This is a genomic window from Planktothrix paucivesiculata PCC 9631 (genome assembly GCF_900009265.2).
Taxonomy (GTDB): Bacteria; Cyanobacteriota; Cyanobacteriia; order Cyanobacteriales; family Microcoleaceae; genus Planktothrix; species Planktothrix paucivesiculata.
This window is the reverse complement of the sequence record NZ_LR735016.1, coordinates 124631-150013: the sequence shown is the minus strand read 5'-3', so window position 1 is coordinate 150013 and position 25383 is coordinate 124631. Positions and strand designations below refer to the sequence as shown.

Annotated in this window: 24 protein-coding genes; 14 read left to right on the top strand and 10 right to left on the bottom strand. The window is 40.1% G+C overall.

All coding sequences use genetic code 11. The annotated features are described in order from the left end of the window. Window positions 1-219: 219 nt before the first annotated feature. Complete coding sequence (locus PL9631_RS13670) at window positions 220-1233, top strand: Gfo/Idh/MocA family protein (RefSeq protein WP_083621125.1); 1014 nt, start codon at window positions 220-222, stop codon at window positions 1231-1233. 3 nt (window positions 1234-1236) lie between these two features. On the opposite strand, the gene PL9631_RS13665 is transcribed toward PL9631_RS13670, so the two are convergent. The 3 genes from PL9631_RS13665 to PL9631_RS13655 form a co-directional block, all read right to left on the bottom strand. After that, the gene (locus PL9631_RS13665; RefSeq protein WP_083621123.1) at window positions 1237-3216 is read right to left on the bottom strand and encodes a sensor histidine kinase; all 1980 of its coding nucleotides are present in this window, start codon (window positions 3214-3216) and stop codon (window positions 1237-1239) included. Window positions 3217-3306: 90 nt separating this feature from the next. Further along, window positions 3307-3987, bottom strand: coding sequence for a response regulator transcription factor (locus PL9631_RS13660; RefSeq protein ID WP_083621121.1), 681 nt, complete (start codon window positions 3985-3987; stop codon window positions 3307-3309). Between the two features lie 83 nt (window positions 3988-4070). Continuing rightward, entirely contained in the window at window positions 4071-4763 is a 693-nt protein-coding gene (locus PL9631_RS13655; RefSeq protein WP_083621120.1) for a response regulator transcription factor, read from the bottom strand. 140 nt (window positions 4764-4903) lie between these two features. Between PL9631_RS13655 and PL9631_RS13650 the strand changes: the two genes are divergently transcribed. The 4 genes from PL9631_RS13650 (at window position 4904) to PL9631_RS13635 (ending at window position 7336) form a co-directional block, all read left to right on the top strand. After that, window positions 4904-5326 (top strand): heavy metal-responsive transcriptional regulator, encoded by a 423-nt coding sequence (locus PL9631_RS13650; RefSeq protein ID WP_083621118.1) that lies wholly within the window; start codon window positions 4904-4906, stop codon window positions 5324-5326. Between the two features lie 111 nt (window positions 5327-5437). Next, on the top strand, window positions 5438-5869 hold the full coding sequence (locus PL9631_RS13645) for a beta-lactamase hydrolase domain-containing protein (protein WP_083621213.1): 432 nt from the start codon (window positions 5438-5440) through the stop codon (window positions 5867-5869). A 93-nt stretch (window positions 5870-5962) separates the two neighbouring features. Next, window positions 5963-6205: a thioredoxin family protein gene (locus tag PL9631_RS13640; protein WP_083621116.1), complete on the top strand. Its 243-nt coding sequence runs from the start codon at window positions 5963-5965 to the stop codon at window positions 6203-6205. 138 nt (window positions 6206-6343) lie between these two features. Next, the gene (locus tag PL9631_RS13635) at window positions 6344-7336 is read left to right on the top strand and encodes a permease (protein ID WP_083621115.1); all 993 of its coding nucleotides are present in this window, start codon (window positions 6344-6346) and stop codon (window positions 7334-7336) included. Between the two features lie 20 nt (window positions 7337-7356). Here PL9631_RS13635 and PL9631_RS13630 read toward each other — a convergent pair whose 3' ends face one another. The 6 genes from PL9631_RS13630 to PL9631_RS13605 form a co-directional block, all read right to left on the bottom strand. Continuing rightward, the gene (locus PL9631_RS13630; protein WP_156090566.1) at window positions 7357-9288 is read right to left on the bottom strand and encodes a tetratricopeptide repeat protein; all 1932 of its coding nucleotides are present in this window, start codon (window positions 9286-9288) and stop codon (window positions 7357-7359) included. A 195-nt stretch (window positions 9289-9483) separates the two neighbouring features. After that, on the bottom strand, window positions 9484-9654 hold the full coding sequence (psb34, locus tag PL9631_RS13625; RefSeq protein ID WP_156090565.1) for a photosystem II assembly protein Psb34: 171 nt from the start codon (window positions 9652-9654) through the stop codon (window positions 9484-9486). A gap of 64 nt (window positions 9655-9718) precedes the next feature. Further along, window positions 9719-10546 carry a thiazole synthase gene (locus PL9631_RS13620; RefSeq protein ID WP_083621111.1) on the bottom strand — a complete coding sequence of 276 codons (828 nt, stop codon included), beginning with the start codon at window positions 10544-10546 and terminating at the stop codon, window positions 9719-9721. Between the two features lie 160 nt (window positions 10547-10706). Further along, on the bottom strand, window positions 10707-11528 hold the full coding sequence (locus tag PL9631_RS13615) for a sulfurtransferase (RefSeq protein ID WP_083621211.1): 822 nt from the start codon (window positions 11526-11528) through the stop codon (window positions 10707-10709). 107 nt (window positions 11529-11635) lie between these two features. Further along, window positions 11636-13399 carry a sensor histidine kinase gene (locus tag PL9631_RS13610; protein ID WP_083621110.1) on the bottom strand — a complete coding sequence of 588 codons (1764 nt, stop codon included), beginning with the start codon at window positions 13397-13399 and terminating at the stop codon, window positions 11636-11638. A 146-nt stretch (window positions 13400-13545) separates the two neighbouring features. Beyond that, window positions 13546-14796, bottom strand: a complete 1251-nt coding sequence (locus PL9631_RS13605; RefSeq protein WP_083621108.1) for a NupC/NupG family nucleoside CNT transporter — start codon at window positions 14794-14796, stop codon at window positions 13546-13548. A 162-nt stretch (window positions 14797-14958) separates the two neighbouring features. Between PL9631_RS13605 and der the strand changes: the two genes are divergently transcribed. The 6 genes from der (at window position 14959) to proC (ending at window position 19962) form a co-directional block, all read left to right on the top strand. Continuing rightward, window positions 14959-16323, top strand: a complete 1365-nt coding sequence (der, locus tag PL9631_RS13600; protein ID WP_083621106.1) for a ribosome biogenesis GTPase Der — start codon at window positions 14959-14961, stop codon at window positions 16321-16323. A 1-nt stretch (window position 16324) separates the two neighbouring features. Continuing rightward, window positions 16325-17230: an energy-coupling factor transporter transmembrane component T family protein gene (locus PL9631_RS13595; RefSeq protein ID WP_083621104.1), complete on the top strand. Its 906-nt coding sequence runs from the start codon at window positions 16325-16327 to the stop codon at window positions 17228-17230. A gap of 77 nt (window positions 17231-17307) precedes the next feature. Beyond that, window positions 17308-17577, top strand: a complete 270-nt coding sequence (gene pipX, locus PL9631_RS13590; protein WP_083621103.1) for a transcriptional coactivator PipX — start codon at window positions 17308-17310, stop codon at window positions 17575-17577. A 35-nt stretch (window positions 17578-17612) separates the two neighbouring features. Beyond that, window positions 17613-18284, top strand: coding sequence for a YggS family pyridoxal phosphate-dependent enzyme (locus tag PL9631_RS13585; protein ID WP_083621101.1), 672 nt, complete (start codon window positions 17613-17615; stop codon window positions 18282-18284). A gap of 119 nt (window positions 18285-18403) precedes the next feature. Continuing rightward, window positions 18404-19012, top strand: a complete 609-nt coding sequence (locus PL9631_RS13580) for a cell division protein SepF (RefSeq protein ID WP_083621100.1) — start codon at window positions 18404-18406, stop codon at window positions 19010-19012. A gap of 143 nt (window positions 19013-19155) precedes the next feature. After that, window positions 19156-19962, top strand: a complete 807-nt coding sequence (proC, locus tag PL9631_RS13575; RefSeq protein WP_083621098.1) for a pyrroline-5-carboxylate reductase — start codon at window positions 19156-19158, stop codon at window positions 19960-19962. 94 nt (window positions 19963-20056) lie between these two features. Here the strand turns inward: proC and PL9631_RS13570 are convergent, their stop codons facing one another. Beyond that, entirely contained in the window at window positions 20057-22036 is a 1980-nt protein-coding gene (locus tag PL9631_RS13570; RefSeq protein ID WP_083621097.1) for a CRISPR-associated helicase/endonuclease Cas3, read from the bottom strand. Window positions 22037-22081: 45 nt separating this feature from the next. Here PL9631_RS13570 and cas5c point away from each other — a divergent pair, with 45 nt between their 5' ends. Genes cas5c through cas7c form a run of 3 tightly spaced genes read left to right on the top strand, consistent with a single transcriptional unit; the run spans window position 22082 to window position 25290 of the window. Next, a complete protein-coding gene (gene cas5c, locus PL9631_RS13565; protein ID WP_083621095.1) occupies window positions 22082-22750 on the top strand; it encodes a type I-C CRISPR-associated protein Cas5c in 669 nt (222 codons plus the stop codon). Next, a complete protein-coding gene (locus tag PL9631_RS13560) occupies window positions 22744-24438 on the top strand; it encodes a type I-C CRISPR-associated protein Cas8c/Csd1 (protein ID WP_083621093.1) in 1695 nt (564 codons plus the stop codon). Before cas5c ends, PL9631_RS13560 begins: the two co-directional genes overlap by 7 nt. A gap of 3 nt (window positions 24439-24441) precedes the next feature. Then, window positions 24442-25290 carry a type I-C CRISPR-associated protein Cas7/Csd2 gene (cas7c, locus tag PL9631_RS13555; RefSeq protein WP_083621092.1) on the top strand — a complete coding sequence of 283 codons (849 nt, stop codon included), beginning with the start codon at window positions 24442-24444 and terminating at the stop codon, window positions 25288-25290. The last annotated feature ends 93 nt before the right edge of the window (window positions 25291-25383 follow it).

Below are 25383 nucleotides of genomic sequence, written 5' to 3'. Positions count from 1 at the left end.
AATAAACAATCAGCAATTGATCTGATATAGAATCCTTTAAAAATGAATTACCATCGGAAACTAGAATAATTGTTGGTATTATTAATACGATGGAAGAATAAATCCCCATTCCCCATTCCCCTGTTACTGAGCGAAGTCGAAGTATTACCCATTCCCCATTCCCCATTCCCCATTCCCCATTCCCTGTTGCCTGTTGCCTGTTCCCTGTTCCCTATTCCTATGATTAATATTGCTATTTTTGGTGCTGGTCGTTGGGGAGTTCATTTAATTCGTAACTTCCATCAACATCCTAATTCTAGGGTTGTGGCGATCGCCGATCCCAATTCTGACCGTTTACAAGCGGTGAAAGAAAGGTTTCAACTTGCCGACGATATTATTTTAGCAACCGATGGTTCAACAATTTGGAATTTACCGAATTTAGATGCAGTTGCGATCGCCACTCCTGCAACCACACATTTTCCTTTAATTTCCGCCGCCTTAGCCCAGGGTTGTCATGTTTTTACCGAAAAACCGTTAACACTGAGTGTGACTGAATCCTTGGAATTATGCGAACTTGCACAACAAAAACAGCTACAACTTTTTGTTGATCATACCTATTTATTTCACCCGGCGGTAGAACGGGGAAAAACCGTAATTGAATCGGGAAAATTAGGGGAATTAAGATATGGTTACGCCACCCGAACCCATTTAGAACCCGTGCGGCAAGATGTGGATGCCTTATGGGATTTAGCGATTCATGATATTGTTATTCTTAATAGTTGGTTAGGGGAAAAACCGATTCAAGTGAAAGCCACGGGAACGGTTTGGTTACAACCTAAATCGGGATTATCGGATTTAGTCATTGCTAATTTAACCTATGCCAGTGGGTTTGAAGCCTTTCTACATTTATGTTGGTTAAATCCCGACAAACAACGGCGTTTAGCGGTGGTAGGAAGTCAAGGAACCTTAATTTTTGATGAACTACAATCAGAATCTCCTCTAACAATTCAAAATGGTTATTTTAATGTTATTGATAATACTTGGAAAGCCACCGGATTAAATCAAGAAGTGATTGAGATTGAACCCCGGGAACCCCTAGCCCAAGTTTGTGATCATTTTCTGAATTGTATCCAAAATCATCAACCTTCCCCGATTTCTTCGGGTTGGGTGGGGGCGGAATTAGTTAATATTTTGTGCGGGTTAAGTGAATCTTTAAAACAGGGGGGACAACCTATAAATTTATCGCCGTTTTAAATCCTATTCAGCGATCACGGGATGGGAAGAAACAGAGCGTTGAGTTGAAGGGGATTTAACATTTGTGTCCGAGAGGGGAATGCTAATCATCACACTGGTTCCGAGATCTAAACCTGGACTATCCAGGGTAATACAACCCCCCATCATTTGCATTAAACTGCGAGAAATGGCTAAACCCAATCCAATTCCCCCGAATTCTCTTGTGGTGGAACCATCGGCCATGGCAAAGGGTTCAAAGATTTTTTGCTGGTGTCCTAGGGCCACACCAATTCCAGTATCGGCAATCGTGACCACAACTTGATATCGGACGGAACTGGATTTTGAGCGGGTATTATTCTGCATTTCTTTCAGAGAATTTGTAGCAAATTCAATCCGAGTTGAAATGGTGATTCCTCCCGACTTGGTAAACTTGACAGAATTATTGAGAATATTAATAAAAACTTGCTTTAACTTATCAGGATCAGCCTGAACAATAATCGGTTTATCGAGGGTTGGTAAGTCGATGGTCAAGTTTTTTTTCTGAATATCCAACATTTGTAAATTTATCGCATCTTTGAGGATTTGCATTAAATCCGTTGGTTCAAGCATCACCGATAACTTGCCTTCTTCAATTAAAGCAATATCTAAAATATCATCAACTAAATTTAATAGATGTTGGCTGGAATCCGAGGCGATTTTGAGATATTCTTCCTCCTCTGCTTTGCTATCACATAAACCATCTTGAATCAGACTAATTGAATTAATAATACCATTTAAAGGAGTTCTTAATTCATGGGAAACAACTCGCAGAAACTCATTTTTTAATTGATTAGCAACTTGGGCTTCTTTGGACGCATATTCTAAGGCTTGCGCTCTAGCTCTAAGACTTGATACCATAGTATTCAGAGCTTCAGCTAACTGATTAAATTCTCTAATTTTGAGATTATTAGGAACACTACCCGGACTGTCTAAATTCTTCGCTTTGATTGCATAATCTCTCAACTTTTCTAACGGAATTGCTAAATCTCTGGATACATAAATCGCAGCAATAATACTAGCAATTACTAAAGATAAAATCACCGCAATCAACAAGGATTTAATATCTTTTAATCCTGATAGAGCTTGCTGTAAATCAACAACAGCTAAAACCACCCATTGATTATTTTTTTCCGAAGTCAGTGGGCTAGGAATTGCATCATATCCGGCTAAAAGTTCTTTCCCGGCAGGGTCAAAAGAAAATAAATGAATAAAAGAATTTTTGTCTTTCTCTAGCGCATTCGACAATAATTTCATAAGTCGGTTGGCATCAGCTTGTTCCTGAATATTGCGGCCTAATTTAGTCAAGTTAGGATGACTAATAAAGGTTCCTCCTTGATCAATAATTACCGTAAATCCGGTTAAGGATTTAGGACGCTCCTTGGCTTCTAAATATAAAGTGGATTGCAGACTTAACACATATTTTAATTTATTTTCATTTTTTTCCTTAACATAAATTGGAGCGTTGAATACCAATTTAAGTTGGTTTCGCCATTCTAAACTTTTTTGATCGGCGCTAGGAACTAAATAATTAATATAAACTTCAGGGGTTTTATTCTTTTTTGCTGGCCAAAAGTTTTTAGGAATCGAGTAGATAGGTTGTTTGCCACAGGTGCTGGTGACAAGTTTTTCCGTTTGTAGATTAGTCAATTGAAGACAACTGACAGAGGGAGAAAACTGGCCTTGAAGTTCGGAAAGTAGAGTCGAATACTGTTGAGGTTTGGCGGGTGGTAGAATAATATTGTTAGTTACAATCGTCAAATTTGACCTATTAAAATCAATCCATTGATTAATAGTTTGTGCCTTTTTACTCGCACTTTCTGTTAAATTTAACCGAGCCGTTTCGAGTAAACCAGAACGTGCTTTTCTATAGGTAATATATTCTCCTACAAGCAGCACGGGAAGACTGAGCAGTAAAATCTGCGACAGTAGAATCCGGCGGAATGACGATTGACCCAGCTTAGGCATAGTAGAACATGGGACGGAAGACGGGACTTAGATAGCAGGTAGACCGGAGTAGGGAATAAACCACAAATATTATACTGATAATATTGTCTATTAATCGAAACGATAGCCAACACTTCTAACCGTTTGAATAAAAGAGGGATTTTTGGGGTCAGGTTCAATTTTTTTGCGAATCTGACCAATATGAACATCAATCACCCGCCCACCTTCGCTACTATCGTCTGGAAAACCCCAAACTTTTTCTAAAAGTTCTGCACGTTTCCAGGCTCGACCTGGTTTACTCGCCAAACAATAAAGCAGATTAAATTCTAACGCACTTAAAATTACTAATTCTCCTTTGAGATAAACTTCTCGCCGATTCGGATCAATAATTAAATCTCGATAGATTAAATTCTGATGGTCTGAATTAGACATGGATATGCGGCGTTTTAAAATAGCCTTAATCCGCAGACTTAACTCCTCTAAATCAAAAGGTTTAGTTACAAAATCATCGGCTCCTTCTTTTAAACCGAGTTTGGGATCTTGTTCACTGGTGAGCATCAGAATGAGAACGTGAGTTTGAATTTGCATTTCTCGACACAATGCTAAACCTGTTGTATCCGGTAAATTCAGATCTAAAATAACTAAATCGGGGTTGAACTGTTCAAAAACTTTCAACGCCGTCTCACCGTCGGCCGCTACTTCTATTTGATAATTCTCTTGCCTCAAATAGCGACTAATTAAATTTCGGATTGCTGGATCATCATCAACGACAAGAATCTTTGCTGAGGTCATGAGTACAAAGCCCGTGAGAATTTAACGATTGATAATCGGGCATGAACGCTTAAAAATATAGGAAAATTAATTACCCATTACAATTAACGTTCACCTGTGCGCCGATCAAACATATATCCCACACCCCGAATTGTTTTAATATAGGAAGGCTGATCCGCATCCGGTTCGATTTTTTTGCGAATCTGACCAATATGAACATCAACGACGCGCTGCTCTCCCTCGTACTCATAATCCCACACTTCCTGCAATAATTCTGAGCGTCGCCAGGCTCGCCCCGGTTTACGAGCCAAACAATAGAGCAGGTTAAATTCTAACGCACTTAGTCCGATTAATTCACCCTGAATATAAACTTCACGACGATTGGGATCAATAGTTAAATCCCCATAAACTAAATTTTTGGGTTGTGTATCTACCGGATTTCGTTGACGCTTTAAAATTGCTTTGATTCTCAGGTTTAATTCTTCTAAATCAAAGGGTTTGGTCACAAAGTCATCGGCTCCCTCCTTTAACCCGAGTTTGGGATCTTTTTCACTGGTTAGCATTAGAATAAACACGCTGGTTCGACTTTGCATTTCCTTACACAATGCTAAACCTGTTGTATCCGGCAAATTTAGATCCAATACCACTAAGTCAGGATTGAACTGTTCAAACCTTTCCAATGCGGAATGGCCGTCACTCGCCGTTTCGACTTGATAGTCTTGTTGGCTAAGATAGCGACTGATTAGATTCCGTATTGCCGGATCATCATCAACTACGAGAATTTTTACAGATGCCATAACCACGCATATTCAGCAGAAGGTTGAGCCAGAATATTAAATAGACATCTCAATGTTAATGGAAAAGTTGAACTTACACCCAATAAAATACCAATTTAGTTGTATTGCTTTACAGAGTTTAACCCACAATCACTAAATCAATGTTCCAAATCGGCGCGGTTTCCCGTAGTTTAGGACTAAATCCCCAAACTGTTTATTTTTATGAACGCATTGGCCTGATTCCTCCACCGTCAAGAACAGAAGCGGGTTATCGGCTGTTCAGTCAACAGGATTTAGAAAGACTGGCGTTTATTGTTCGGGCTAAATCCTTGGGCCTGAGTCTGGAAGAAATCAAAGAAATTTTGGCCTTGAAAGATGGACAACTCCTCACCTGCTCGGAAGTTCAAAATCGCCTACTCAATAAACTAAAGGCAATTGAGGAAAATATCCGTCAATTACAGGCTTTGCGAGAGGAACTTCTACCTTTAGTTGCTCGCTGTGACCGTAATCTTGATCTCAATCATCCAGAAAAACAGTGTGTTGTCTTAGAGGAAAATAGTGATCAATCTGCTGATCAAGGTTGAGAAAACACCCCAAGCCCTAAAAAAATTTGTTTAATCCCCTTGACCTTATACCAAAGTATAGGCTCTATGATGATTTGTGTGATGACTGGGCCTATTTTTGGGAGAAAACAAATGTTTGCAGTGATTAACGACTCTCTGGCTATCGGTAGTATTACGGATTTGACAGAAATCAATAATATACACAAACAGGGCTATCAAAGCCTGATCGATCTTTGCCCGACAGCAGAAGGAAATCAACTTAATGCCGTTGATATCGAAGTTCAGGGGTTAAAATACGCAAGTGTACCAGTTTCGCCTATGAATCTGAATCAGGGCACTCTGCAAACCTTTTGCGACACCATTGACGCGGCTCAAAAACCGATTTATGTCCGTTGTGCATCGGGAGTCAGGGCGGCGGTGATGTCGTTATTAATGCTGGCTGATCAGGAAAAATGGACAGAAAAACAGTATCTTGAACGCCGGGATGCTTTGGGTATTCAGCATAAGCCTAACTGTCCAATTGAGGCTTTTGCTCATCAACATTTTGCTAATCGCCAAAACTAATATTAATTGGGTGAAAATAATCTAAAACTTCTATTTTCATTCCCTACCCAGTCAGGATCAATTATCCTATAAAATTTAACCCTAAATTCAGCCATGAACACAATTAAAGTTGAAATACTCGGAACCGGTTGCAAAAAATGTCAGCAACTAGAAGCCAATGCCAAAGAAGCGATCGCAACTCTCAATCTTGAAGCCGAATTATTACACATTACCGATCCGATTGAAATTGCCAAACATCATGTTATGTCTACACCCGCCCTGGCAATTAATGGCAAAGTTGTCAGTCAAGGTAAGGTAATTTCTTCCGATCAAATTAAGCCTTTATTGCAAAAGTAATTACGAATTACGAATTACGAATTACGAACAGGTTTTGGGTGATATTCAGCGAGCGAGGACGCTCGCACTGCCTCTGCTCCCTATTCCCTATTCCCTTTTACCCCAAAATTTTAAACACAACTCAAATAGGATTTCTATATGTTTGATCCCTTTTATCCGTTTGATTGGTTAGCGACTCAGATTGTTACTCAAATCTTTGGGTTGTCGCTGGAATCTCATCTGGGATCTAGTCTGCACTTTTTTCTATATGATGTTCCTAAAGTTTTAACCTTGCTGATCGTAATTAGCTTTCTAGTAGGCACTTTTCAAAGTTTCTTGGAACCGGAAAAAGTCAGAAATTGGTTAGAAGGTAAACGCACATTAGGGGGGAATATCGTTGCTGCTATGGTGGGAATTATTACCCCCTTTTGCTCTTGTTCTGCTGTGCCTTTATTTATTGGTTTCTTAGAAGCAGGAGTTCCTTTAGGAGTGACGTTTTCCTATTTGATTTCAGCGCCGATGGTCAACGAGGTCGCTGTGATTCTATTATGGGCATTATTTGGGTTAAAAGTAACTTTATTTTATATTGGTTTTGGGGTAATATTGGCGATTACTGCGGGTTATCTCATCGGTTTACTCAAACTAGAAAAATGGGTTGAGCCTTTTGTTTGGGAGTTACAAAAAAATCGTCAGAATATTTCCCAAAATGATGACTTATATCTAAATCAAATAACTTGGCGAGAAAGGTTTGAACAAGGGCGGTTTCAGTCAATTGAAATTGTTCAATCAGTCTGGCCCTATGTGGTGGGAGGGATTGCAATTGGAGCCCTAATTCATGGCTATGTACCGACGGAATTTATTATAAGATGGGCTGGGGCTAATAATCCTTTTGCCGTGCCCATTGCTGTTATTCTAGGTGTACCGCTTTATGCTAATATTGCCGGAGTTATGCCTATTACAGAAGCCTTAGTTAATAAGGGAATGCCCTTGGGAACAGTATTATCTTTTACGATGGCAGTAACAGCCCTATCTTTTCCAGAAATGGTAATTCTGAAAAAGGTACTCCGTCCCCAACTGCTGGCTATATTTATTGGCATTGTCACCCTTGGTATTATTGGGATCGGCTATTTATTTAATACTATTCTTAGCTGAATTAGGACACAAATTTAAACCTAAATTTTAGGTAGGATTTCAGATAGTAGATGGGCTGGAATTTGAGATAACGCTTGATTTTGTCCTGGTAATCCTGACTCATTATAGAAAGCCCGAATAGTTCGCAGTAAATAACCTAAAGTTGTTTGGTGATGTTCGGTAGTTTTGGAATTAGAAATAACATTATCTGTGAGTGGTTGTTTTGACTCACTAATAACAGCTTTAACATGATGTCTAAGTGCAGCTTTTAAACAAGCCATGCGAGTCTTTTTTTCGAGGTTTAAATGGGAGTCGGTGGCCAGTTGATAGTGGGTTAATCCCAGGTTATTCTGGGTTGCTAAGGGGTCAAAATTGAGTTGAGATGGACTGAGATCGGTAACAATAGAGAGAGCCTTTTTATAGGCTGCGATCGCCCGTTTCAGAAATTTAGCCCGAATTTCCGGCTTCTGATAATGATTCGCCAAATGCCAATAAACGATACCCAAGTTATTATAAGTAGCTGCACAGGCGATCGGGGCTGAGGCGGTCGTCCGATAGGTCAAGGCTTGGTGATAGGCATAAATGGCTTGTAAGAGCAATTTAGCCGAGGGTTGGTGTTGGCTTAATGTCCAATAGGCCGTGCCTAAATTGGTTTGTAGTAGGGCATAATTCAGGGGATCTTGTTGGGGGGTATAAAACTCCATCGCCTCAGTATAGGCAGTGATCGCCGCTTTTAGATGGGGAATAGGTTGGGTTTTTTGGGCGAGTTTCCAATAGATAGTTCCCAGATTATTTTGAATTGTAGCATAATCTTGAATCTGGGAAATATTAATTTCAGGTTGGTTAAAATTCAGATAACATAAGGCTTCTGTATAGGCAATAATTGACTGTTCTAAATTTTTAATAGTATCTTGAAAAGCGGCTAAATCTACATAGGCTGTCCCCAAATTTTTTTGGACTTGTATATATAAATTGGGATGAATTTCCGGATCGGTTCTCATTAAAGCATTTTGATAAAAAATAATACTTTTTTCTAAATAATCAAGGAGATCGGGAGAGTTTAAATTATCTTTAAACCTTTGGCGAAATCCCATCCAATATAAAGTACCTAAATCGTTAAAAGCATGAATATAATCATCCTGAACATCGGAGGAAATAGAATTTTTATCAAGTTCGGGAATAATTTCTAAAACCCGTTTATAGGCTTGAATAGCTAGGGTATAGTGAACTTCTAAATGTTCCCCAGCCATAATGCGATCGCGGTAAATATTCCCTAATTGACGATAGGATTGATATAATGGATACAGGGCAGACTGTTGCTCAAATTGTTGAATTTTATCGAGAACTTGCTGCACAGGATCAGATATTTGAACACTTTCAACAGGTTGGGAAATCGTGGTAGAATCTAAGGAAATCGTCTCTGATTCCCCATCACTCGGAGTCGGATCACTCATCCATTCAAATACCCCGGTTCGTCGCTCCCAAAACTCCGGTGCAGATTGTTGGATACAATATAACCAAGGAGAAGAAATCCACAACAGCAAACTAAATTCTAAGCCATCAACATGGTTTTCTAAAGTTCGCAAATACCTTAAAAACGACCATTGCTTTGCCGGAGGTTGACGGGTCAGATGTTCCACCCCTAAAATTTGAAATCCGATCATATCTTGATTACTAGAATCGGATTTATTTTGAGTATACCATTGAGTAATTGCCTGAAAGGGATTGGGATTACTCAAATCTAATTTTAAACTAATTAAAGCGGGAGAAATCACAGATTCGGGGACAATATCACTCTGATTTTGAGATAATAAATCCGTTTCTAACTGCAACGCCAGATAATTTCGCAAATTTAAGTTATCACAAACCGCAACAAAAACCTGACGGCGAAGTTTTAAAGCCAGTGCCTGTTGTAAGCGATTATAGGTTCGCTGATGAGTCTCCGAAAGTAAAATAGAACCATTATTGCCCATCCCCATAATCAACCCTTAAACCATCAGCTAGAATATCTAATTATCTTCTTCCATCTAGCGGTTCAGGTTCAGGAGACAGACAAGTTTTTAAGGGTTATTTCTATTCTTCGTGTCTTTGTGGTTTAGTTCAAATCCGGGGGGCTTTTTACCGAACGCAAAACAACTAAAACCCGCCCGGACTAAATGATTGATATTTTAGGAGACAGTGAAAGCAAGGAACAATAAACCCCCGACTAGAACAACCCCAGCAATACCACCAATAATATAATTGCGTTTTTGTGAATTGGTAGGAGGTTCGGCCGTATAAACTTTAGGTTCGACTGCGAAGTTATTCAGACGTCCACCTTCTTCATTGATATAAGGCATGATGAAAAATCCATAGGTTAATATCTGGGATCAACGATAACAAAAATTTAGACAAAAGGAAAATCTAACTGGTAATAGTCCCGGTTAGGGGAGAGGAGGCTTGGGCGTAGGTTTTGACCGGAATGCGTCCAGCTAGATAGGCCAAACGTCCGGCTTCTGCGGCCATTCCCATGGCTCGGGCCATGGCTGTTGAATTTTGGGCCAAGGCGATCGCCGAATTAATTAATAACGCATCCGCCCCCATTTCCATAGCAAAAGCCGCTTCACTGGGCGCGCCAATTCCGGCATCCACAACCACGGGAACCGTGGCATTATCAATAATGATGGCAATATTAGCAGCGTTTCTAATTCCCTGTCCTGAACCGATGGGAGAACCCAAAGGCATCACCGTGACACAGCCAACGTCCTCTAAACGTTTGGCCAGCAGGGGATCGGCGTTAATATAGGGTAAAACCGCAAAACCTTCTTTAACTAGCTGTTCTGCGGCTTCTAACGTGCCAATGGGGTCAGGAAGTAAGTATTTACTATCGGGAATCACTTCTAATTTGACAAAATTATTGTCTTCCTGTCCTAATAATTTAGCCATTTCCCGTCCGAGTCTGGCCACCCGAATCGCTTCTTCTGCGGTTTGACATCCGGCGGTATTGGGTAGCATCCAAATTTTAGTCCAATCAATGGCCTCGGCTAATCCCTCATGTCCTGCGGCTTGGGTTTGGACTCGTCTAACGGCGACGGTGACAATTTCGCAGCCACTAGCGCTAATACTGTCCCGCATTTCTTGGAGGTTACGATATTTCCCCGTCCCGGTCATTAACCGAGACTTAAAGGTTTTTCCGGCAATGGTTAGGGGAGTATCGAGGAAAGATGAGTTAGTTTTTTCTAGGGTTTGCATAAGTGGGTAATGGGTAATGGGTAATGGGTAATGGGTAATGGGTAATGGGTAATGGGTAATGGGTAATGGGTAATGGGTAATAGACTTTTGGTTAATATCTTAAAATGATTACCAATCATTTAGAATTATATTATGGGAATATGATTTATGATTTTTGTGCTTATATTAAATACGAACACCAATCACTCCAGCTTCCTCCATAGAGTTTGGTATTTTTAATCCCTGCTAATTCTAAGGAAAATAAATTCACACAGGCGGTAACTCCCGAACCACAATAAACGATTATTTCTTCTGCGTCTTTAATATTTTGCCAGCGTTGGGATTGTTCGTTTATTCTAACAAAACCTGTGGTTTCTGTCACCTCTTGCCAAGGATAATTAACCGCCCCCGGAATACATCCAGCGATGGGATCAATGGGTTCATTTTTTCCTAAATAGCGTTCGGGTTCCCGGGAGTCTATGAGCACCACTCCAGGCAAATCTTTTCGGGCTTTTACTGTTTCAATATTAACCAGCATTTGCGCTTGAATTTCCGGTGTAAATTGTCCTAATTTTGCCGTAGGAATATTAGAAGTAATTGGATAATCTGAATTTTTCCACTGGCTAAATCCTCCATCTAATAAAACGACTTGATTATGCCCAAAATAACGTAATAACCACCACAACCGAGAGGCAAAAGCCAACCGAGAATCATCATAAGCAACGACTAAAGTTTGTTGAGAAGTTATGCCAATTTCCGATAATTTTTGAGATATTTTTTCTGGATTTGGTAAGGGATGACGTCCGCCATGTTTTTGAATCGGACTCGATAAATCTTGGTCTAAATCTAAATAAAAAGCTCCTGGGATATGACTTTCTTGATACTGTTGTTGTCCGAGTTGAGGATTAGCCAAGGAAAACCGACAATCTACAATCACAATATTCGGATCTTCGAGATGTTCTCCTAACCATTTTTGGGCAACAATCAATTGAGATTCACTCATAATAATTTCAGTAATCATTTATCAGTAAAATTATCATATCTGATTACTGAACCAAATGAATTTAATTTTTTTTACAGAAATTAGACAAATTAATGATCTGCCGTGAATCAAGTGTCTAACATAGTGGTAATTCCCAGTTCAATGGTGAAACAAGTTCCTTCTCCTAAGACCGAGTAACAATAAATTTTACCTTCATGTTTTTCTTCAATAATTTGACGAGAAATGGATAATCCTAAACCTGTGCCTTGACCGACAGGTTTTGTCGTAAATAGATGATCAAAAATTTGATTTTTGATTTCCGGTGTCATTCCGTCCCCATTATCTTCAATCATAATCATTACCTTTTGTTGTTGAGGTTTGGTTTCAGTAGTGATTAAAATTTCAGGATTTTTTGTTCTTTGGGATGGATTTTCTGGATCTGAACTGGGTTCACTTAAGGCATCAATGGCATTAGCAATTAAATTCATAAACACTTGATTGAGTTGCCCAGGATAACAGAGAATCTGAGGAATATTACCATATTTTTTGATAATCTTAATTTCCGGGTGTTTTTCATTAGCTTTTAAACGATGACGGAGAATCATTAAGGTGCTATCAATCCCTTCATGAATATTAAAGGCAACCCTACATTGATGGTCTGAACGAGAGAAAGTTCTTAAACTTTGACTGATTTCAATTAAGCGGGTTGTGCCTTCTTTCATGGAAGTAATTAATCGGGGACAATCTTCAATAATATAGTCTAAATCGATATCTTTTTTATGCTTTTCGATGTCAGCAATATTTGCAAAAAGATTTTGTTCATAAAGTTTAATATGGTTCATTAAATCATTCAGGTACATTTCACAATGAACTAAGTTACTACTAATAAAGCTGACCGGATTATTGATCTCATGGGCTACCCCTGCGACTAAAGCACCTAATGCAGACATCTTTTCACTTTGTACCAGTTGGATCTGGGTTTTCTGTAAATCTTCTAAGGCATTTTTTAACTCTTGCTGCGCTTTTTCTTTTTCCTCAATAATTAACCCTAATTCCGTGCGTTTTGCTTCACTTGTAAATAATTTGTCTTGTAATTCTTTGAGATCATAAACTTGATCAAAGGTTTCTGTGGTTTCATAGCCTCGAAGAATACCATACCCCAAAATCAAAAACCCTGCACCTGAACAGGCATGGGCATACCACCACATCGTATTCCAAGGCAGACTTAAAAGAAAAGCAATCGATGCTTGAATAAAGAAACTGAGGGCAAAAAAGTGGCATAGGAGCAAAAATGAGCGAATCGGAATTAACGGTAACATTCGGATTAAAACGCAGATCAAAATCACTAAGGAAATTCGTTCTAATAACTTAATATAAAAAATAGAAATAGCTGCCCCAGAAAAAACCAAACCCAATAAAACCATACTCAAAACCAGAAAAAAAGCGATATGGGGCTGCCATTTAGATGCCTTAAATCGCAGGTGAATTGGATCAGGATGAGCATTGATTTTGGCGATGCCCCAGAATAAATAAGCTGCTAAAATCGTCCGAGAAGTCGGGCCAAAAATTAGAAAGATAACGGGGTTAAACAGAGCAGTTCGGGTAAGAATCCCATGCCAAGAATAAATAATTGCAAATCCTAAAAATGCAAATGACCAATAGCGGAGGGTTTGCACTCCCTGTTTTTGATAAGAACGATAAGCCACAACACCGACTAAAGCAGATATTAAACAAGCTAGAATAATAGAAATTTCATGAAAAGTAAATAAAACAAATTTTACCGTGGGGTTGGCAATTACTAATAAGGCAAAAATTCCCAGGGAAGGCAAAAAAAACAAACCTGCCCAAACCATCATTTTGTAAAGAGAAACAAAAATAGATAAATAATTCATAGGTCTAGCAACAGCAAATAATCTCTCTATGTTTTATTCATATTGTAGTTTTGAATCGACTCACTTAATGTAAAATAGTGTTGCAAGTTTTTGGTTTTGCTTTACAAAAAGTAATCGTTTTTTCAGAGGATGGCAGGTATTTTTTATTATAGTAGTATCCCAGCAATACAAGCGGTCATAAAACAGGCAATAGAACCGGCGATCATGGCTCTAATTCCTAAGCGAGCAACATCAGCTTGTCGTTCGGGGGCGATCGCAGAAATTCCCCCAATTTGTATGGCAACCGAACCAATATTAGAGAACCCACAGAGGGCATAGGTAGAAATAATTATAGCCCGTTCAGAAATTGTAGAAACGCTATTTTCTACCCCTTTACCTTGAGCGAGTTGTTGAGAATTTTCGATCAATTGTTTTAAGTCTAAATAGGCAATAAATTCATTTAAGACTGTTTTTTTACCTAATAAACTTCCCACCTGTAAACAATCTGCCATGGGAATTCCCATTAACCAAGCGATCGGAGCAAATAAATAACCCAAAATCCCTTCTAAAGATAAAGAAGGCATCCCAAAAAAACTTCCCAAACCCTGTAAAATCCCATTAATTAAGGCTAATAATCCCAAAAAAGCAATTAACATAGCCGCCACATTTAAGGCTAATTTCATGCCATCACTGGCTCCAGTTGCCGCCGCATCAATTCCATTAGCAGAAGTAGGTTGAACTTCTATTTTAACTTTCCCTTTAGTTAAAGAGATTTCTGTTTCAGGATAGAATAGTTTAGAAATTGCCAAAGCAGCAGGAGCCGACATCACAGAAGCCGCCAGAATATGTTCGGCGGGAATCCCAAAGGAAATATAAGCAGCCATCACCCCTCCGGCAATCGTGGCAAATCCCCCAGTCATCACCGCATGAAGTTCCGAGTTTGTCAAGGTAGAAATATAGGGTTTAATTAATAACGGAGCCTCCGTTTGTCCGATAAAAATATTCGCCGAACAGGATAAAGTTTCCGAACCTGATGTTTTCAAAGTTCGGATCATTACCCAAGCCACGGCTTCTACAACTTTTTGTAAAATTTTATAGTGATATAAAATAGAAATAAAAGAGGAAAAGAAAATAATTGTCGGTAAAACTTTAAAAGCAATAAAATGGTCTTGAAAAGCTTCTCCAAAAACAAATTTAGCCCCCTGATCGGAAAAGTTAAGAAACTGACTGACCGCCTTTCCTAAAAACTCAAATACAGCAAAACCGGGCTTAGTTTTGAGGATGAGTACGGCTAAAATAAACTGTAATCCAATCCCCCATAATACCGGATGCCAACGCACCGCTTGGCGATTCACCGAACAAAGATAGGAAATTCCTACAAAAACAAATAATCCCAAAAGTGAAATCCCACGTTCCATAAAGGTTTGATTTAATGTAAATTTTCAATGTACAATTAAAATGCTGTGCAAAAAGCGTCAGAATCCAAAATCAACCCTTTGCCCATTACTGTTAGCCCCAGCACACTGTAGGAGAAAAGCAATTATACCCCTACCGTTAATTACGTCTTACCAAACAGGTTTATGTCTCTACCTATTGTTGCTATTATTGGCCGTCCTAATGTCGGAAAATCAACTCTAGCCAATCGTTTGGCGGGAAATCCCGAAGCGATTGTGCATGATCAGCCCGGTATTACCCGCGATCGCACCTATCGTCCCGCCTTTTGGCAGGATCGAGAATTTCAAGTCGTCGATACCGGGGGTTTAGTCTTTGATGATGATACGGAATTTTTGCCCCTGATTCGAGAACAGGCAATGATCGCTTTAACCGAAGCCACCGCCGCCATTTTTGTGGTGGATGGTCAAATGGGTTTGACGGGTGGAGATGAAGCGATCGCCTTCTGGTTACGGGAACAATCAATACCGATTTTATTAGCAGTAAATAAATGTGAATCTCCCACCACCGGAATTATTCAAGCCGCCGATTTTTGGGAACTAGGACTAGGAGAACCCTATCCGGTTTCTGGGATTCATGGATCGGGAACTGGGGAATTATTAGATGATTTAATTAAGCATTTACCCTCGATTGATGAAATCGAAACCGAAAAAGAAATTAAAGTGGCGATTATTGGTCGTCCTAATGTCGGAAAATCGAGTTTATTGAATGCCTTTTTAGGGGAAAATCGCGCCATTGTTAGCCCGATTTCCGGTACAACCCGAGATGCCATTGATACGGTAATTGAACGGGATGGAAAAACCTATCGCTTAATTGATACCGCCGGAATTCGACGCAAGAAAAATGTAGAATATGGGGCGGAATTTTTTGGGATTAATCGCGCCTTTAAAGCTATTAATCGGGCGGATGTGGTGTTACTCGTAATTGACGCCATTGATCAAGTCACCGATCAAGATCAAAAATTAGCTGATCGGATTATTGAAGAAGGTCGATCCTGTGTAATTGTGGTGAATAAATGGGATGCGATCGAGAAGGATACCTATACTATTTTAGACTATGAAAAAGAAGTCCGAGCCAAACTCTATTTTATGGATTGGGCGGAATTAATTTTTATTAGTGCTAAAACCGGCCAACGGGTGGAAAAAATTCTCAATTTAGTTGATACCGCCGCCGAAGGTCATGAACGACGGGTTTCAACAGCCGTAATTAATGAAGTGATCGAAGAAGCCATCAGTTGGCATTCTCCCCCCGTCACTCGCCAAGGGAAACAGGGGAAAATCTACTATGGAACCCAAGTCAGTAGTAAACCTCCAACGTTGGTTTTATTTGTTAATGATCCCAAACGATTTAATGACAATTACCGTCGTTATATTGATGGTCAATTCCGCAAACAATTAGGCTTTAAAGGCACACCGATTAAGTTAATTTGGCGAGGCAAATCTGCCCGAGAAATCGAACGAAATCCCGCTAACCGAGCCACCCGCGTTAAGTAAAATGGACTTACTCCGATCGCTTCCCATTGGATTATATTTAGAACAACCGATTACCGGGTTACATCGTCTCGACGCCCGGGTTAAGTTAATTTGGTTAATGAGCTTTTTAGTGGCTCCTTTATTAGCTAATCCGGGGTGGCGATTAGTCTTAGTTGGATTGTTAATTTTAATCACCCTATTGGCACGCATTCCTTTCCGGGTTTGGAAGCGACAAATGGGGTGGTTACTGATGTTTTGTGGGTTGTTGTTTCTATTAAGTTGTATTATGCCCGATGGTTTGGCAGTTAACCATCAACCTCGACTTCCTGAACAGGAATTAACCTTTTCTGCATCTGGATCAACAGAACCCCTACCGCAACCCACCTCCTATCGATATGTATTATTTTCCCAAGGGCCCCTAGAAATTACCCGCTATTCCGTTGATTTAGCAATTAGGACGAGTACCCTCTTGTTTACCCTGGTTTATAGTACAAATTTGTATTTATTAACCACCGCTTCCGAAGAAATTGCCATGGCTTTAGAAAGCCTCATGGAACCCCTACGAAAGTTAAAATTACCCGTTACAGAAATTGCCTTAACCCTGACCCTATCCCTGCGATTTTTTCCCTTAGTTTTAGAGGAAATTCAAAATTTAATCCGTTCTATCAGAACCCGTGCCATTAATTGGAAAAAATTAGGACTACGACGCACCATTCAGGTTTGGCTAACCTTGGCGGAACGGCTTTTACAAAATTTATTATTACGCGCCGAACAAATTGCCAGCGCCATGCAGGTTCGAGGGTTCACCAGTCCCGATCAACATCGGGTAGAATGGCATCAACTTCGCTTTAAACCTTGGGATGGAGTAGCTCTGATTTGTCTGATGGTATTCTGGAGTGTCCGGTGGGTTTGGGGAGGAGAAATTTGAGAGTCTGAGTTGACCCGATCGCCTAAAATAGTTCTGTCTCCTAAATCAAGCCCTTAATTCCTTCGTTTTGAAACTGAATGACCACAGAAACTTACATGAATCATCCCAACTTCGGGCTATTGTTCAAAATATGCCCCGTTGAGGATCATCAAGAACTATTTACAACGCTTTACGCCCAGCGTCTATTTTTTTTAGTGACTCAGGGGCCACCGGGACTGAAATTTGAGCCGATTAGTCGTTCCGATGCCAAACTCTTGCTGGAAATTCGCCTGAGAATGCTCCGCCGCACTGGACAGGCCGAAGAATATAAAAAACTCCAAGAAGTCCATCGTAATACGTTTCAATAGTTTAGCTGAAACCGCCAACCGCTAACCCAATTAACATGACTGATTTGATTATCGACCAAATTGCTAAAATTCGAGACTCGATTCCTGGGTCGGTACGATTAATTGCGGTCACCAAAACGGTTTCTGTGGAAGCAATGCGAATCGCTTATCAGGCTGGAATTCGAGATTTCGCAGAAAATCGAGTCCAAGAAGCGGCGGAAAAATCTCCTCAACTCCAAGATCTTAGCGATATTACTTGGCATTTAATTGGCCATTTGCAAACCAATAAAGCTGCAAAAGCATTACAACTGTTTGAATGGATTGAATCCGTAGATAGTCTAAAGTTAGCCCTACGTTTGGATCATCTGGCTGGAGATTTAGAATGTCAGCCCCAAGTTTGTCTTCAGGTTAAAATTATCCCCGATCCTAATAAGTTTGGCTGGACTATCCCCGAACTTTTGGCAGAATTACCCCAGTTAAATGACTGTCAGCATCTCAAAATTCAAGGTTTAATGACCATTCCCCCCTTGGGGTTAACCGAGTCCGAAACCCTAGATGTTTTTGACCGCACCCGGGAATTAGCAGAAACAATTCGACAACAAAATTGGACTAATATTAGGATGCAAGAATTATCCATGGGGATGTCGGAAGATTATCCTTTAGCCGTTCAAAAAGGTGCTACCATGATTCGACTAGGACGGATAATTTTTGGTCAAAGGAGGAGTTAAATACAACAATTCGGAGTAAAATGGGCGAGTCTTACACAAATTCAATATAATCCCAACCCTCAACCCCTCTAAACTAGAAGTTGAGTTGAAATTCTAAAGTCCTATAGGGAGACTAAAGCGTGAACATTTTTAATAAACTCAAAGATTTTGTAGGGTTCAATGACTCTGTAGAATACGATTACGAATACGACGAAACGGAGGGGAATCGCTACCCCGGTAACTATCCCCCCCCACAGGAACAACCCGCCCCGACCGTGGCGGCGGAAGATCCCAGGGTGTCTCGTCGTTCACAACGGTCTGCTGGATCTATTAATACTGGTGTAATGTCTGAAGTTGGAATTGGATCAACAATGAGTAATGTTATCGGAATGCCTGGCGCTCTGAATGGAATTTCTGAAGTCGTGGTCATGGAACCCCGCACTTTTGAGGAAATGCCGACGGCGATTCGCGCCCTCAAAGAACGCAAATCTGTAGTTTTAAATTTAACTTTAATGGATCCTGATCAGGCCCAAAGAGCCGTTGATTTTGTCGCGGGTGGAACCTTTGCCCTCGACGGCCATCAAGAACGAATTGGCGAAAGCATTTTCCTATTTACGCCCAGTTGTGTTCAGGTCAGAACTCAAGGCGGCGGCGTTGTCCACGAAGGCATCCCTCAAGCCCGCAACCCCCGCACCAGCGTCCCGGCAGCCCCCCCCTGGCAGCCTGAAAGAGCGCAGGCTATTCAGTAAATTAACCGATGTAGAGGCGTTAAATCAAACGTCTCTGCAACTGAAAAAAAGACTTTCCATTGTTTTTTTTAGTATCTAAACCCATTACCCATTACCCATTACCTATTCCCTATTCCCTCATACTATCTGCTGAATAAATATTTATGTTTAAATTGGGTGTAATTGGTGGCGGGGTGATGGCAGAAGCTATTATATCGCGCTTAATTTCTGCCAATATTTATCAACCTACTGAAATTATTATTAGTGACCCACAATTAGAGCGTCGTAATTATTTAGCCCAACATTATGGCGTGGCGATCGCAGATAATAATAAACAAACAACCCAGGCAACGGCAGCCCTTTTATTAGCCATTAAACCCCAAATTTTTGGCGCGATCGCAACGGAATTAGCCGAGGGTGAAACCCTATCAAAAAATACTGTGATTTTGTCTATTTTAGCGGGAGTTACCTTAAATAAATTAGAAGCCGCTTTTCCCCACCATCCTGTAATTAGAATTATGCCCAATACTCCGGCCACTGTTGGGGCGGGTATCAGTGCGATCGCCTCGGGAAAATTGGTGCAACCCTCCCATTTAGATCTCACCAGAGGCATTTTTCAGGCCGTTGGAGACGTGGTAGAGGTGGCGGAGACCTTAATGGATGCCGTCACCGGATTATCGGGTTCTGGCCCGGCTTATGTGGCGATTTTAATTGAAGCCTTAGCCGATGGCGGAGTGGCCTCTGGACTACCTCGACCGATTGCGGCAAAATTAGCATTATCAACGGTATTAGGCACAGCCCAACTCCTATCAGAATCAAAGTTACATCCGGCAGAATTAAAAGACCGTGTTACCAGTCCGGGGGGAACAACAATTGCTGGGGTTTCCCAACTGGAAAAAGCCGGATTTCGTTCGGCATTAATTGAAGCGGTGAAAGCTGCAACTCAACGGTCAAAAGAGTTAGGAAGTTAGTGTAGTAAGCCCTTTAGGGCTGAATGAGGCATGAACGCCTCACTAGATTTAACGGAAATTATCCAATCAGTATCGTCATTGTGATGATAAAATTTCAGTAAAAAATACCGAAATAATCAGAATATTGACTATCCCAAACTGATAAACCATTGGGGAATACCTTGATTAAGTCTTTCCATTTCTGGGGAATGGTTGCGGTGTATTGCTGCAATTTTTTCCAATCAGACAAAGATAGTTTTTCCTTGGTTTTTAAATGATCAATTAGATCGGCTCCCTCACCCCATCTACAGACGGCGGAAAGTTGCTTTTTGTTAATAAAATTAAACTTTTCTGCTACGGATTCAAACTGTAAATCTCGCCTTAATCTTTGAATCTCATCTTGACCTGTTTGTCTATTTTTTTGGGCAAAATAATCCTTTAGTAGACTCAGATAATTGTCAGAGTTCAATCCATATTTTTTAATCAATTCAGACGAATATTTAGCAAGAGATTGATAAATCTGATCAGGGAAATGATCACAATTCAAGATTAACACTTCTCCATTTTCTAATAACCCTTCTCGATTGCATCTTCCCCCCCTCTGAATCAGGGAATCAAGGGGACATTCCTCACTCAATACAATTGGGTAATCAATATCAATTCCTGCCTCTACAATTTGTGTAGAAACACAATTGATATCAGAAGACTTGATCCTATTAATAACCTGTTTGCGGTGCGCTACACACATCCTAGAGGATAAATGAACCCATTGATCCGGTTGTTGATGATTGAATATTTCAAAGGCTTCCTGAGCAGTTTTTGTAACATTAACGATGACTAATTTTTTCTGCGGAATAAAACTAATTTCCTCCCAAGATATGTTTTTGTTGATAAATTGATAGCTACAACGGGATAAAGTTTTAAACTGATTAACTAATTCTTCCTGGGGAATCATGTCAATATGGGGGAGTTGAAAGCCCTTTAGATTTGGTGCTGTAGCAGACATTAATACAACTGAACATCCATAACTTTTAACTAATTCATTCAAGACATCAGCAATAGCAGGTAAGAATTCAGGGGGTATTGTTTGATATTCATCAATCAGGATAACTCGGTTCATAATTCCTGCTAATTTTCTGCATCTGGAAGCATGATTAGAAAATAGGGATTCAAAGAATTGAATTGCAGTAGTCACTATCACCAAGCTATCCCAACGTTGAGAAGATAAACGATAGGCTATTTCTTCTCCGTATTTAGGAATAAAGTCGGAATGATGTTCTAATACGGCTTCATCTCCTAAGACATCCCGATACACTTTAGCTGATTGGTCAAGGATAGATTTGAACGGTGCAACGTACAGAATTCCATCCATATTATGATGGTTACAATGCTCAACTGCAAACTGTAAAGAAGTTAGAGTTTTCCCAATTCCCGTAACTCCAATTAACCGATAAATATTTTTACTAGATGTTGTATACTGAATGACCAAAGAGCGGAAATTTTCTCTCTCCTTAACAATTTTTGACGGGTTTTGAGAACGAGGCAAAATTGCGAATTGAAGCAAACTAGATTTGGCTTGAACTCGCTCTTTTTGGGAGTTTTGGGATTTTCGCTCAAATTCCATCGCATCTAATCTGTCACTATCCACTAAAACGGAAAAAAGTATTCTGATTGCTAACTCTTTTTGATAAGGATTAAGAGTTATATTAGGTAGATTAGTTAGCTCAGGAAATAACCGCTTTAAGCATTTATCCCAGTATTTTGAATTTTCAAAAAAGTCTCTATCTACAGCACTGTTTTTTAGCTTCCCATGATGTGACCGAATGATGTAGACCAAGGGGTGAGTATCATCTTCTCCCGTGAGTTCATATACTGTTCTTGCTCCTTCAGAGGAATGAAAAACTGTACTTCCTCCCTCTAATAAGTATTTTTGCCAAGATTTCTTAGCTTTACCTAAATCATGGAGCAGTCCCCCATAGTATCCAAGTTCCTTGAGAAATTCTGGGAGGCGTTCCCGTGACTTCGCTGCAACTCCCTCTAGGTGTTCAATTAAAGGTTGTTTGATTTCTGTCCCTTCTATCTTCCTTGCAAACATTTTTATCCTGTGATAATTTATACTTATTCTATGACAGTATAGAACATGAGATTAAAGGTATGGGGTGACTTGGCATTGTTTACTCGCCCCGAAACGAAAGCAGAGCCGTATTCCTATCCAATTCTAACGCCCTCGGCAGCAGAGGGAATCCTGAAGGCGATTTTCTGGAAACCGGAAATAACCTACAGTATCGAAGCGATCACGGTATTGAATCCGATTCGGTATCAATCCCTATTCCGCAATATGGGACAAAGCAAAATAGCTGTTTCCACGGTCAAAACCTGGGCAACTCAAAACCCCTCTGGACGGTATTTGATCAATGAAGATAGATCCCAGCGAAACCATGTTGTTCTAAAAAATGTGGCTTATATTATAGATTTTAGTTTACACCTAACAACAAAAGCGACAGAACCTATAGACAAATATCACGCCCTTTGTGCTAAAAGAATTGAACGGGGGCAATGCTTTAAACAACCTTGTTTGGGTGTGCGGGAATTCACCGCTAATTTCAGTTTTCCTGATGGGGATGAGCAAATTCATCCTGAACTCTTGGGGACGTTTAACTTCGGACAAATCCTGAAGAAAATGCACTTTGTCCAAGACCCTAAAGGGAATGTGGAATGGAAAGATCACGAATCTCAGAAGCTTGTTAAAGGTCGGGTTTTGCCGGAATTTTTTGAAGCAATTATGCGTGATGGGGTGGTAAGATGTTAGCCGAACTTTATCAGTTTTCAAAACAGCTTCAACTTCCTGCGGTGGGTTATTCAACTAATACTGCTGTTTATAGTATTGACCTGGAAACGGGCTTAATTTCCCTCCTGCAAACAAAGATAATTAAAACTGGGAAGAAAGAAGATCAGGTTTTCTTTAAGCCGGGTGCAAAACTGATTCTTCCTAATCTCAATCGTAATGGCGTAGCTCCTCTATTAATTGCTGATACGGGGGAATATTTGTTTGGGATTGGGTCAAATAAAGATACCCCTAAAAAAGTATCTGGCTATTTAGCATTACTGCAAGAATGCTGGCAAGTGACATCAGACCCGGTTCTGGAAAAGGTTCTAAAATTTATTCAGAAATCTAGCCAGGAATCTGTTATTTCTCAGCTTGAAACCCTGGGAAATAAGCCACCCAAGGGCAAAAAGCCCGGTGAGTCGGAGCGGTTTGTTTTCTATTATCAAAACCCGGAAACAGAACAAGCTGAACTTGTAACCAATCGTCCATTAATTCAAGAGTTTTGGAGTAAATATTTTCTATCCAAACAGACGACAAATGCGGGTAAGTGCATCATTACGGGTCAAGAAACGCAAGTTTTAACCCATATCCTACCCGGCAAACTTAAAAGCATTCCAGGAGGTCAATCAACGGGTTCTGCTATTTCCAGTTTTGATAAGTCAGCCTATCAAAGTTGGGGATGGGATAACTGTCAGAATGCACCGATTGGGATTGATACCGCATTAGGGTTTTTAGGCGGTGTGGAGATGCTGCAAAATAATCCCAGACATCATCATAAGTTGGGGAATCAGATGTTTATTTTTTGGGGAGATCAGAACCAAGAAGGCATCAATCCTGAGTTTTGGCAAGATGTTTCCGCCTGCCGTTTACAGGGGTTAATTCAAGGCATTAACACTGGAAAAAGTTTAGATACCCGCCATTATTCCAAAAAGTTCTATCTAGGTATTCTCAAAGGAAATAAGGGGCGGGTTGCTATCAATAGAATTGACTCGATTTCCCCGGATGCAATTGCCGATAATGTCGAACAGTTTTGTCAACTCCAACAGTGGTTTGATAACTGGACAAAACCGATCTGGGTTTTCCGTAAGGCGGCGTTCTTTGATACCAATAAAGAACATACGGAAGTTATTGACACCGCCCTGATTCAATTTGCATTATTAGGGAAAGAACTCCCTCAAATTTATGCAAAGAAAGTGATTGATAGAATCTGTGCGGAACAGGACACTTTTGAATCTTTTGATCGGGCAAAAGCTTTATTTTTCTATACCAAACATCCCAATATGAAAGACCCAAATGATCTGATTGCCTATCAGTTAGGACGGATAACTTTCCTAATGCACATGGCACAAATGAAAGCCCGAAAACAGACCAAGGAAGATACTAATGTTACCCGTTCTCTCAAAACACTTTCTACAACTCCTTCTCAAGTTTTCGGACGACTTTATCAAGGGTGTTATGCCCATCACCTTTTGGAAGAAGAAACTAAGTACATTAAATTTCTATTAGATGAGGAGTTCCGAACTATTTCTCCTGAAGATTTACCCGACAATTTTACCCTCCGTCAGCAATCTTTATTTTTTGTGGGATTTGCTAAAAAACGGGCTGAATTTTTCACCAAAAAAGCTGACAAAAATCCAGAAACAGATTCTAAAAATAACGAGGAAGAATAGACTATGTTACACTTTGATCCTTCTAAAAAACACGATGCGATTCTGTTAGTTGATTGTCTGGACGGTAATCCTAACGGCGACCCAGATGCGGGAAATCAACCGCGAATTGACCCAGAAACCCGACATGGTTTAATTAGTGATGCCTGCATGAAACGTAAGGTTCGTAACTATGTGGGACTTACGAAAAAGGGAGAGGCAAATTATAAAATTTTTGTCGAAGAAGGTAGCGTCTTGAATGAGAAGATTGAAAAAGCTTATTCGGAGTTAAAAATTGAGGTTAAGAAAAAGGAATCAACCTCTGAGCAACAGGAAAAAGCTCGGAATTGGATGATTGAAAACTTTTATGATATTCGGATGTTTGGGGCGGTGCTTTCTACGGGTTTAAATGCGGGTCAAGTTTGGGGCCCATTACAAATTTCTTGGGGGCGCTCTTATGATCCAGTTTTGCCTATTTCTGCTACTATTACCCGGTGTGCGGCGACGGAAGCTAAGGAGAAAAAAGACAATAAAACTATGGGACGGAAGGAGTTAATTCCCTATGGATTGTTTAAGATTGAAATTCATTATAACCCTGGTTTGGGTGGTAAGGTTTCCAGTGATGATCTCAAATTGTTCTGGGAATCATTATTAAATTGTTGGGAATTTGACCGGAGTTCTGCACGTTCTTCAATGAATTGTCAAGGGTTGTATATTTTTACCCATGATAGTAAATGGGGTAATTATCCATCCCATAAATTGTTTGATTTGCTGTCAGTTGAAAAAAATAAGGATAATCCACCTCGAAGCGTTGATGATTACGAGATTAATATTGATGGGAAAATGCCTGATGGTGTGAATCTGTGGTATCAATAGATAATAATAACAATCCCTATTAATAAATAGGGATTGCGAATTGAAACAACCTATAGCTGTTTTTGGGCGTTTATGCCAGAACCCTTATTCTGT

Excerpts from the sequence above, each read along its gene's own strand:
- PL9631_RS13670 (WP_083621125.1), top strand. The coding sequence starts at position 220 with ATGATTAATATTGCTATTTTTGGTGCTGGTCGTTGGGGAGTTCATTTA.
- PL9631_RS13665 (WP_083621123.1), bottom strand. The coding sequence starts at position 3,216 with ATGCCTAAGCTGGGTCAATCGTCATTCCGCCGGATTCTACTGTCGCAG.
- PL9631_RS13660 (WP_083621121.1), bottom strand. The coding sequence starts at position 3,987 with ATGACCTCAGCAAAGATTCTTGTCGTTGATGATGATCCAGCAATCCGA.
- PL9631_RS13655 (WP_083621120.1), bottom strand. The coding sequence starts at position 4,763 with ATGGCATCTGTAAAAATTCTCGTAGTTGATGATGATCCGGCAATACGG.
- PL9631_RS13650 (WP_083621118.1), top strand. The coding sequence starts at position 4,904 with ATGTTCCAAATCGGCGCGGTTTCCCGTAGTTTAGGACTAAATCCCCAA.
- PL9631_RS13645 (WP_083621213.1), top strand. The coding sequence starts at position 5,438 with ATGTTTGCAGTGATTAACGACTCTCTGGCTATCGGTAGTATTACGGAT.
- PL9631_RS13640 (WP_083621116.1), top strand. The coding sequence starts at position 5,963 with ATGAACACAATTAAAGTTGAAATACTCGGAACCGGTTGCAAAAAATGT.
- PL9631_RS13635 (WP_083621115.1), top strand. The coding sequence starts at position 6,344 with ATGTTTGATCCCTTTTATCCGTTTGATTGGTTAGCGACTCAGATTGTT.
- PL9631_RS13630 (WP_156090566.1), bottom strand. The coding sequence starts at position 9,288 with ATGGGCAATAATGGTTCTATTTTACTTTCGGAGACTCATCAGCGAACC.
- psb34 (WP_156090565.1), bottom strand. The coding sequence starts at position 9,654 with ATGCCTTATATCAATGAAGAAGGTGGACGTCTGAATAACTTCGCAGTC.
- PL9631_RS13620 (WP_083621111.1), bottom strand. The coding sequence starts at position 10,546 with ATGCAAACCCTAGAAAAAACTAACTCATCTTTCCTCGATACTCCCCTA.
- PL9631_RS13615 (WP_083621211.1), bottom strand. The coding sequence starts at position 11,528 with ATGAGTGAATCTCAATTGATTGTTGCCCAAAAATGGTTAGGAGAACAT.
- PL9631_RS13610 (WP_083621110.1), bottom strand. The coding sequence starts at position 13,399 with ATGAATTATTTATCTATTTTTGTTTCTCTTTACAAAATGATGGTTTGG.
- PL9631_RS13605 (WP_083621108.1), bottom strand. The coding sequence starts at position 14,796 with ATGGAACGTGGGATTTCACTTTTGGGATTATTTGTTTTTGTAGGAATT.
- der (WP_083621106.1), top strand. The coding sequence starts at position 14,959 with ATGTCTCTACCTATTGTTGCTATTATTGGCCGTCCTAATGTCGGAAAA.
- PL9631_RS13595 (WP_083621104.1), top strand. The coding sequence starts at position 16,325 with ATGGACTTACTCCGATCGCTTCCCATTGGATTATATTTAGAACAACCG.
- pipX (WP_083621103.1), top strand. The coding sequence starts at position 17,308 with ATGACCACAGAAACTTACATGAATCATCCCAACTTCGGGCTATTGTTC.
- PL9631_RS13585 (WP_083621101.1), top strand. The coding sequence starts at position 17,613 with ATGACTGATTTGATTATCGACCAAATTGCTAAAATTCGAGACTCGATT.
- proC (WP_083621098.1), top strand. The coding sequence starts at position 19,156 with ATGTTTAAATTGGGTGTAATTGGTGGCGGGGTGATGGCAGAAGCTATT.
- PL9631_RS13570 (WP_083621097.1), bottom strand. The coding sequence starts at position 22,036 with ATGTTTGCAAGGAAGATAGAAGGGACAGAAATCAAACAACCTTTAATT.
- cas5c (WP_083621095.1), top strand. The coding sequence starts at position 22,082 with ATGAGATTAAAGGTATGGGGTGACTTGGCATTGTTTACTCGCCCCGAA.
- PL9631_RS13560 (WP_083621093.1), top strand. The coding sequence starts at position 22,744 with ATGTTAGCCGAACTTTATCAGTTTTCAAAACAGCTTCAACTTCCTGCG.
- cas7c (WP_083621092.1), top strand. The coding sequence starts at position 24,442 with ATGTTACACTTTGATCCTTCTAAAAAACACGATGCGATTCTGTTAGTT.